The organism is Stenotrophomonas sp. STEN029, assembly GCF_056760015.1.
In genome coordinates this window covers 1-8665 of the sequence record NZ_JBRREC010000136.1, presented here as the reverse complement: position 1 = coordinate 8665, position 8665 = coordinate 1, and the positions used below count along the sequence as shown (strand labels likewise).

Genomic DNA, 8665 nt, shown 5'->3' with positions numbered 1-8665 from the left:
AACCACAGCCCCGCACACCGCGGGGGCTTTGGTTGCGCCCCCCCTCTCGCCCCTCGCAAGGCCGGCCTGGGCCACCCCGTCAAACCCGCCCCCCGACCCTGGCGCGCCACTACCAAAACCAGAACCGCTTACTTGTTCGGCGCAAACGCCAAGGTGCGACGGGTGGTGGTCGGGCTGCTGATCGGCTCGAACTTCCAGCGTCTCACCGCATTCAGGGCTTCACGGTCGAAGGTGCGTGCCGGGGTGGCGCGCAACACGCGGGCGTCGGTGACCGAGCCGTCGGTGCCGATGGTCAGTTCCACCAGCACTTCGCCCGAGGTGCCCGAACGCAAGGCGTCGGCCGGGTAACGCGGGGCCGGGGTGCTGACGGCACGCAGTGCCGGTGCTGCGGCCGGCTTGGGCGCGGCGGCCTGCTGGGCGGCGGCCTGGGCAGCGCTGCGCTGTTCGGCTTCGCGGCGGGCAGCGGCCTGACGTTCTGCTTCCAGGCGCTCGCTGTCCTTGCGCGCGGCTTCCTGCTTTGCTGCAAGCTGCTGGGCGGCGGTGGCTTCGGCGGCCTGCTGTTGGGCCAGGCGCTGCTGTTCGACCTGCTGCTTGGCGCGGGTTTCAGCGTCCTTCTTGGCCTTGTCGGCTTCTTCGACGGTGCGGCGTTCGGCCACCTGCATGCTGCCGGTGACGCCCTGCTTCAGGCGCGGCAGCGCCGGTGCGGTTGGGTCTACCTTCTCCACCAGTGCGATCAGGCGCTGGGTTTCGGTGAAGTCCTCGCGGCTCAGGGCCTGCTCGGCGGCAATCAGGGTGTAGGGCTGCAGATCGGTCAATGCGCTCTTGATCGACGCGTCGTCAGGCAGCTTGTCGCGCAGCGCGAGGTAGTACTCCATGGCGTTGTCGCCGGCCGGTGCATACATGCGGTTGTCGCGTAGTGCGGCGCTGGCCAGATCGCGCAGCTGCTGGGTGTCCATGGCCTGGACCTTTTCCGCTACTGCTGGTGCGGCGGGTGCAGCTGCTGCAGGCGTGGCCGGTGCAGCTGCCGGTGCGGCGGGTTCATCCCTGCCGGAACAGGCAACCAGCGTGGTCAGCAGAAGAGCGGGCGCCAACAGACGCAGCTTGCCTTTACTCATGACGTACGACATCAAACATCCCCTTGAATCGACGAACGTGGACTGCGTTTGCCTTGACGGCGCGAGGCGATGGCATTTCCCGATGCCGTACCCATCAGCAGTGAAGCGCGAATCTAGCATCGCCGGCGCGGTAAGCGGGGGCCGATGATGACGCTGAAATGAAAGAGTGATGGGCGTCACATCATGTGGCGCCCATCACTGCGGTTGCTCAGTGTGCGTTGGCCGCCGGCTTGGCATGGCCGTTGGACATCAGTTTGTCGGTCCAGGCGATGCCGATGGCCGACAGGATGAACACGCAGTGGATGATGGTCTGCCACAACACGCCATCGCGGGTGAAGGTAGTGCAGGGCGACTTGAGCGCGGTCAGTTCCGGCGTGCACAGCGGCATGCCGAGCTGGCCGGCTTCGATGAAGGTCTTGAGCAGGTGGATCGAGGAAATGCCGATGATCGCCATCGCCAGTTTCACCTTCAGCACCGAGGCGTTGACGTGGCTCAGCCACTCCGGCTGGTCCGGGTGGCCCTGCAGGCCAAGACGGGAGACGAAGGTTTCATAACCACCGACGATCACCATCACCAGCAGGTTGGAGATCATCACCACGTCGATCAGGCCCAGCACGATCAGCATGATCTTCTGCTCGGTCAGGCCCTGCGCGTCGGTAACCAGGTGCAGCAACTCTTTGCCAAACAGGAACACGTACACGCATTGCGCGACGATCAGCCCCAGGTACAGCGGCAGCTGCAACCAGCGCGAGGCGAAGATCAGGGACGAGAGCGGACTCAGCGGTTTGTGTTGGGACATTGGGAGGATGGTGCGTTGCGGAAACAGGGGAGGTTACCGGTCGCCCGGAAGGCTGCCAAGCGGCTACCGTAGGAGCCCCTGAGGATGGTTCTGCCGAGGCGTATTCATGATCGACCTTTATTACTGGCCCACCCCGAATGGCCACAAGATCACCTTGTTCCTTGAAGAGGCCGGGCTGGAGTACCGCGTGCATCCGGTCAACATCGGCAAGGGTGACCAGTTCCTGCCGGAATTCCTCGCCATTTCGCCGAACAACAAGATGCCGGCCATCGTCGACCATGCCCCGGCCGACGGCGGCGCGCCGCTGAGCGTGTTCGAGTCCGGTGCCATCCTGCTGTACCTGGCCGAGAAGATCGGCCGCTTCATCCCCGCCGACCTGCGCGGCCGCGCCGCCACCCTGGAATGGCTGTTCTGGCAGATGGGCGGGCTGGGCCCGATGAGTGGGCAGATGGGCCACTTCAATGTCTATGCGCCAGAGCGCATCCCCTACGCGATCGAGCGCTATGACAGCGAGGTGCGGCGCCTGCACCGGGTGATGGACAAGCGCCTGTCCGAGTCGGCGTTCCTTGGCGGCGACGATTACGGCATCGCCGACATGGCCAGCTACCCGTGGATTGGTGCCTACGCCAAGCTGCCGGTGGACTTCGAGGCCTTCCCGCACCTGCGCCGCTGGCACCAGGCCATCGCCGAGCGTCCGGCCACCCAGCGCGCCTACGCGGTCGGGCCGACGGTGAACCCGCAGGCCGGGCAACCGCTCAGCGACGAAGAAAAGCGCCTGTTGTTCGGCCAGCGCTGAAACGCAGCAGGGGATCGGGCAGCGGCCGCCATGTCGGCGGCACGCTGCGCGGCAAGGGAATCACCACGCCAGCGGCGTGGCTTCCTGTTTCCAGAACAGCCAGCGACGTATCTCCGGGTGCGCGCCTACGCCGACCTGCTCCGGATTGGCGGCGGTCGATGTCAGGTCGAGCAGGTGCACCGTGCCTGAATAGCTGCCCACCGCCAGCAGGTGGCCATCGGCGGAACTGGCCATCGCACTGATGGTGCTGCCGACATGCTGCTTCCACAGCAGGTTGCCGGCCGCATCCACCGCGCGCAGGTAACCATAGGCGTCGCCCAGCACCAGTCCACCGGCCACCGTCGCGCTGGCGTAGATGCGCCCGCCCGGGTCCACCACCCGCAGTGCCGGATGGTCTTCGTAGAAGTCGGTGCTGATCTGGCCAAAGGCGGCGGTTTCCACCGCGATGGTGGCGCCGTTGTAGAAGTGGCAGGCGTTCAGTGCGACATGCTGGCCATCGGCGAAGAACGCCGCGTGGTGCGGATACTCACCGTGTGGACCGATCGTGCAGACCGTCTGGCCCTGGCCGTTGAAGATCCGGTGGTGGCCGTCCTGCTGGCCGCAGGCAATCCACTGGCCATCGGGCGAAACCGCGGCATGCACCATGTCCAGCCGCACTGCATAAGGGTCCTCGTCGGCAGCCTGTTCCTGCAGTTCGTCGGCGGTCGGCAACAGCCGCTGGATGCCACCCGCGCTGCACAGGAACACACCATCGGCACGCACCACCACCGCGCGCTGGCCGTCGTTGAAGGGGATCAGCTGCTGGATCGCGGCCTCGTCTTCGGCTTCGGCCAAGGCGGCCAGGCCTGCCGGCAAGGCCTCGTCGCCACGTGGCAGCGCAAGCTCGGCGACGGGCTCGGTCCGTTCGTTGTGCATGATGCGGATGTGCCTGTCCGTGGCGAACGCGACCAGCTGCCGGTCCGGGCTGCTGCCGAACATCACCACGTCGGGCAGGGGACGGGCGTCCAGCCCGCGCACCATCAGCACCTGGCCCGGCTCGTACCAGGCACCGGTGCGCACCAGCAGGCTGCCGTCGGGCAGCCAGGCCAGCGCGCTGAAGCCCTGCCCATTGGCCTCCAGCAGCGGCTGGGTGGCCTCATGCAGCGGCGGCCATTGCCCGCGCAGCTGCGCCAGCGCCGCCTCGTTGCCGTTGGCATTGGCGGTGCGCAGCGCTTCCATAAGCGTCGGCAACAGCGCCGACAGATCGGGTGGATCCTGCGGCTGTCCCATGCCCTTCCAGTTGCAGGCATCACCACGGGCGACGTAATCGTTGAGATGGCTGGCGTAGGCATGGACGGCGGCCTGCCAGCGCAGGTGTGGAGCGGAATCGGTCATGTGGGTGCGAACGGGATCGTCGAAGCAGGACTTTCGATGGAAGCACAGCACGCCGTGGTTCGCTAGGATGGCCCGATCCGTGCTGTCCCCGACAGGAATCCCATGCGTCCCTTGTTTCTAGCCCTTGCCATGATCCTCGCCACCCCCGCCGTCCACGCTGAAAAGCTCACCCTCGAAGCCATCACCGGCAAGGCGCCGCTGTCCGGCCCCACGTTGATGAAGCCCAAGGTCGCGCCGGATGGTTCGCGGGTCACCTTCCTGCGTGGCAAGGACAGCGACGTCAAGCAGCTGGACCTGTGGGAATACGACATCGCCAGCGGCCAGACCCGGCTGTTGGTGGATTCCAAGGTGGTGCTGCCCGGCACCGAAACCCTGAGCGACGCCGAGAAGGCGCGCCGTGAGCGCCAGCGCATCGCCGCCTTCAGCGGCATCGTTGACTACCAGTGGTCGCCGGATGCGAAGACCCTGCTGTTCCCGCTGGGTGGCGAGCTCTATCTCTACGACCTGGGCAAGCAGGGCAGCGCAGCAGTGCGCAAGCTCACCAATGGCGAAGGCTTCAGCACCGACGCCAAGCTCTCGCCCAAGGGCGGCTTCGTCAGCTTCGTGCGCGAGCGCAACCTGTGGGTGATCGACCTGGCCAGCGGCAAGCAGCTGCAGCTGACCCGCGACGGCAGCGCCACCATCGGCAACGGTGTGGCCGAATTCGTCGCCGACGAGGAAATGGACCGCCACACCGGTTACTGGTGGGCGCCGGACGACTCGGCCATTGCCTTCGCCCGCATCGACGAATCGCCGGTGCCGGTGCAGAAGCGCTATGAGATGTATGCCGACCGCGTGGAGATGGTCGAGCAGCGCTACCCGGCGGCTGGTGATCCGAACGTGCTGGTCACCCTAGGTGTGATCGCGCCGCACGCTGATGCGGCGGTCAACTGGCTGGACCTGGGCAAGCAGACCGATATCTACCTGACCCGCGTCAACTGGCGCGACGGCCAGCACCTCACCTTCCAGCGCCAGAGCCGCGACCAGCACACGCTGGAGCTGATCGAAGCCAATCTGGCCGATGGCAAGCAACAGCTGCTGCTCACCGAGACCAGCAAGACCTGGGTGCCGCTGCACAACAGCCTGAAGTTCCTCAAGGATGGCCGCTTCCTGTGGTCGTCCGAGCGCAGCGGCTTCCAGCACCTGTATGTCTCCAGCGCTGACGGCCGCAGCCAGACCGCGCTGACCTCGGGCAACTGGCCTGTCGATGAGCTGCTGGCCGTCGATGAAGAAGCAGGTACTGTCTACTTCCGTGCCGGTGTCGACTCCGCGCTGCGCAGCGAAATCTATTCCGTGCCGCTGGCCGGTGGCACGCCGACCAAACTGTCGAAGACCGCCGGCATGCACAGCGCCGCATTCGCCAGGAACGCCAGCGTCTATGTGGACAGCTGGTCCAACAGCACCACGCCGCCGCAGATCGAGTTGTTCCGCGCAAATGGCGAAAAGATCGCCACCCTGCTCGACAACAACCTGGCCGACGCCAAGCACCCGTATGCCAGGTACCGCGATGCACAGCGTCCGGTCGAATACGGCACGCTGACCGCGGCCGATGGAAAAACGCCGCTCAACTACAGCGTGATCAAGCCGGAAGGCTTCGACCCGGCGAAGAAGTATCCGGTTGCCGTCTATGTCTACGGCGGCCCGGCCTCGCAGACCGTGACCGACAGCTGGCCCGGCCGTGGCGATCATCTGTTCAACCAGTACCTGGCCCAGCGCGGCTATGTGGTGTTCTCGCTGGATAACCGTGGCACGCCGCGTCGCGGCCGTGACTTCGGCGGCGCGCTGTACGGCGTGCAGGGCACGGTGGAAGTGGCCGACCAGCTCAAGGGCGTGGAGTGGCTGAAGGCGCAGCCGTGGGTGGATGGCAACCGCATTGGCGTGCAGGGCTGGTCCAACGGCGGCTACATGACCTTGATGCTGCTGGCCAAGGCCTCGGACCAGTACGCCTGTGGCGTCGCTGGCGCACCGGTCACCGATTGGGGCCTGTACGACACCCATTACACCGAGCGCTACATGAACCTGCCGGCAGCCAATGTCGATGGCTATCGCGAAGCACGGGTGCTGACGCACATCGCCGGGCTGACCTCGCCGCTGCTGCTGATACACGGCATGGCCGATGACAACGTGTTGTTCTCCAATTCGACCGCCCTGATGAGCGCGCTGCAGCAGCGTGGCCAGCCGTTCGAGCTGATGACCTATCCGGGCGCCAAGCATGGGTTGTCTGGGGCGGATGCGCTGCACCGCTATCGGATGGCTGAGAACTTCCTTGGGCGTTGCTTGAAGCCTTGAGGCGGGTTGTTGTTTTGATGCGTGGGTGAGGGGGGCTGCGGGCTGGAATCGAAAAGCACCCCTCCCCAGCCCTCCCCTTCGCTGCGCGAAAGGGAGGGGGCAAAGCTCAGCTCCCTCCCTTTGGCCAAAGGCCAAGGGGAGGGTTTGGGAGGGGTCAGCTTTTGCTCCAGCAAATCCCCAACACCCCCCACTTCCTACCCTTGCCGCCCCGGCAATGACTGCGTACGGTCAGCCCATCCCTTACGGAGCTGTCCATGAAGCCTCTCGTCCTCGCCGTCGCGCTCGCCCTTGCCGCCCCGCTGCCGCTCACCGCGACTGCCGCCGCACCGGCAACGACCAAGACAACCCCCGCCGCCCCGGCCTGGGTTGCGCGCAGCAATGAGTTGGCGCAGATCCTGTTGCAGGCGCAGGCGCCGTTCCAGCCAGAAATGACCAGCTTCTTCGGCGTGCCCGGTTATGACGACAAGGTCGTCGATCTGGGCGCGGACAACGCCGCGCGCTACCGCGTCGCCATGAACAAGGCGCGCGATCAGTTGCGCGAGAAGCTGCAGGTCGAGCGCGATCCCAATCTGCGCCAGGACCTGGAGATCATGATCGGCGCCGCCGAGCGCAATATCGAAAGCAGCACCCTCAACGAGCAGCACCTGATGCCGTGGGTGGATGTGCCGCAGACCGTGTTCGGCGGCATCAACGGCCTGCTGTCCGACCAGGTGCCCGAAGCGCGCCGTGCCAAGGCACTGGACCGCCTCAATGCCTACCTCGGCAAGGCGCCGGGCACGCAGCCACTGGCCACCCTGGCGCGCCAGCGCTACGAGGAAAAGAGCGGCACGCCCAACCTGCTGCAGCCGACCAAGATCGAAGTGGATCAGGCGTTGGCCAATGTCGATACCTACATTGTCGGCATCGGCAAGCTGTTCGCCAAGTACAAGATCGACGGCGCCGATGCCTCGCTGGCCGAGCTGTCCACGCAGATGAAGGACTACATCGCCTGGACCAGCAAGGAGGTGCTGCCCAAGGCGCGCACCGACAACCGCCTGCCGGCAGAGCTGTATGCCTTCCAGCTCAAGGAAGTGGGCGTGGATATCGATCCGGCCCTGCTGATGCAGCGGGCCCAGCTCGAGTACATGGAAACCCGCGCGATGATGCGCCAGCTGGCACCGCTGGTGGTGCAGGCCAAGGGCTTGAAGGTTGCCGACAACACCGATTACGTGGCGGTGATCCGCGCGCTGAAGCAGGACAAGATCGGCAACGACCAGCTGGAATCGCATTACCGTGGCGTCATCGATGCGATCGATCCGATCATCCACAAGCAGGGCATCGTCGACGTGCCGCAGCGTCCGCTGCAGATGCGCCTGGGCAGTGAAGCCGAAAGTGCCGCCTCGCCGGCACCGCATTACCTGCCGGCACCGCTGGTCGGCAACACCGGCCAGCAGGGCACCTTCGTGCTGCCGCTGGGCAACCCGGCCTCGGGTGAGAAGGCGCAGTACGACGACTTCAACTTCGGTTCGGCGGCGTGGACGCTGAGCGCGCACGAAGGCCGTCCCGGCCATGACCTGCAGTTCGCGGCGATGGTCGAGCGCGGCATCTCGCTGGCGCGCACCATGTTCGCCTTCAATTCCGTCAACGTTGAAGGCTGGGCGCTGTATGCCGAGGCCGAGATGGTGCCGTTCGAGCCGCTGGACGGGCAGATGATCGCGCTGCAGTTCCGCCTGCTGCGCGCCGCCCGCGCCATGCTCGACCCCGCGCTCAACCTCGGCCAGACCGACCGCGAGCGTGCCCGCAAGGTGTTGGTGGAAGGCGTGGGCCTGTCCGAGGCGATGGCCACGCAGGAGCTGGACCGTTACACCGTTCGTTCGCCGGGCCAGGCCTGCAGCTACTTCTACGGCTACACCCGCATCATGGAACTGCGCATGCAGACCGAGCTGGCCTTGGGCGACAAGTTCGACCGCCTGGCATTCAACAACTTCCTGCTCGACCAGGGCCTGTTGCCGCCGGATCAGCTGGCCGCCGCGGTCAACGAAGTCTTCGTGCCGGCCCAGCGCCGCAAGTAAGCAAAAGGGCGCCGCAAGGCGCCCTTTTTCATTGGGCTTGTTTTTGTGGGAGCGGCGTAAGTCGCGAAGCCACCACATCATCAGATGGCATGGACAGCAACGACTTCAGCACCATCAGTTTCATTTTTGTGGGAGCGGCGTAAGCCGCGAAGCTGATGGTGCTGAAGGCCTTGGCAGCTTTGCTATCTGATGATGTAGCGGC

6 protein-coding genes are annotated in these 8665 nt (G+C 65.6%); 3 read left to right on the top strand and 3 right to left on the bottom strand.

What is annotated here, in order from left to right:
* Nucleotides 1-128 precede the first annotated feature (128 nt).
* Nucleotides 129-1127 carry an energy transducer TonB gene (locus ACVOLI_RS19650; RefSeq protein WP_481615670.1) on the bottom strand — a complete coding sequence of 333 codons (999 nt, stop codon included), beginning with the start codon at nt 1125-1127 and terminating at the stop codon, nt 129-131.
* A 196-nt stretch (nt 1128-1323) separates the two neighbouring features.
* Complete coding sequence (locus ACVOLI_RS19645; protein WP_282265890.1) at nt 1324-1914, bottom strand: TIGR00645 family protein; 591 nt, start codon at nt 1912-1914, stop codon at nt 1324-1326.
* A gap of 106 nt (nt 1915-2020) precedes the next feature.
* On the opposite strand from ACVOLI_RS19645, the gene ACVOLI_RS19640 reads away from it, so the two are divergent.
* Nucleotides 2021-2710, top strand: a complete 690-nt coding sequence (locus tag ACVOLI_RS19640; protein ID WP_481615669.1) for a glutathione binding-like protein — start codon at nt 2021-2023, stop codon at nt 2708-2710.
* A 60-nt stretch (nt 2711-2770) separates the two neighbouring features.
* Here ACVOLI_RS19640 and ACVOLI_RS19635 read toward each other — a convergent pair whose 3' ends face one another.
* The gene (locus ACVOLI_RS19635; RefSeq protein ID WP_481615668.1) at nt 2771-4084 is read right to left on the bottom strand and encodes a WD40 repeat domain-containing protein; all 1314 of its coding nucleotides are present in this window, start codon (nt 4082-4084) and stop codon (nt 2771-2773) included.
* Nucleotides 4085-4186: 102 nt separating this feature from the next.
* Between ACVOLI_RS19635 and ACVOLI_RS19630 the strand changes: the two genes are divergently transcribed.
* Both ACVOLI_RS19630 and ACVOLI_RS19625 read left to right on the top strand, forming a co-directional pair.
* Entirely contained in the window at nt 4187-6412 is a 2226-nt protein-coding gene (locus tag ACVOLI_RS19630) for a S9 family peptidase (RefSeq protein WP_481615667.1), read from the top strand.
* Nucleotides 6413-6666: 254 nt separating this feature from the next.
* Nucleotides 6667-8463, top strand: coding sequence for a DUF885 domain-containing protein (locus ACVOLI_RS19625; protein WP_481615666.1), 1797 nt, complete (start codon nt 6667-6669; stop codon nt 8461-8463).
* The last annotated feature ends 202 nt before the right edge of the window (nt 8464-8665 follow it).

Bases quoted from the DNA above. Each gene is read 5' to 3' on its own strand.
- ACVOLI_RS19650 (WP_481615670.1), bottom strand. From the start codon at position 1,127: ATGTCGTACGTCATGAGTAAAGGCAAGCTGCGTCTGTTGGCGCCCGCT.
- ACVOLI_RS19645 (WP_282265890.1), bottom strand. From the start codon at position 1,914: ATGTCCCAACACAAACCGCTGAGTCCGCTCTCGTCCCTGATCTTCGCC.
- ACVOLI_RS19640 (WP_481615669.1), top strand. From the start codon at position 2,021: ATGATCGACCTTTATTACTGGCCCACCCCGAATGGCCACAAGATCACC.
- ACVOLI_RS19635 (WP_481615668.1), bottom strand. From the start codon at position 4,084: ATGACCGATTCCGCTCCACACCTGCGCTGGCAGGCCGCCGTCCATGCC.
- ACVOLI_RS19630 (WP_481615667.1), top strand. From the start codon at position 4,187: ATGCGTCCCTTGTTTCTAGCCCTTGCCATGATCCTCGCCACCCCCGCC.
- ACVOLI_RS19625 (WP_481615666.1), top strand. From the start codon at position 6,667: ATGAAGCCTCTCGTCCTCGCCGTCGCGCTCGCCCTTGCCGCCCCGCTG.